We start from the raw sequence: 254 nt of genomic DNA on the forward strand, positions 1-254 counted from the left end.
TCGGCAGCTACAGCTACGAGCTGACCAGCCCGACCACCGACGGAGCTGGCCCGGAGACTGACACGTTCAGCCTGACCGTCTCGGACGGCACGGCCAGTTCGCTGCCGGCGAGCATCATCATCGAGATCATCGACGACATGCCGAATGCGGTCGACGACGGTAACAGCCTCAGTGAGGATACCGTTACCCCGGTCACCGGCAGCGTGCTGGATAACGACCTGCATGCCAACGGCCAGCCGGGCGCGGACACCCCA

General features: G+C 65.0%; 1 protein-coding gene. It reads left to right on the top strand.

Annotated features, from left to right (window positions below; translation table 11 throughout):
* The coding region (locus PH586_RS23525; protein ID WP_271350223.1) for a hypothetical protein at positions 1-254 on the top strand (254 nt) is incomplete at both ends.

The organism is Pseudomonas aestuarii, assembly GCF_027988105.1.
In the GTDB taxonomy this organism is placed as follows: domain Bacteria; phylum Pseudomonadota; class Gammaproteobacteria; order Pseudomonadales; family Pseudomonadaceae; genus Aquipseudomonas; species Aquipseudomonas aestuarii.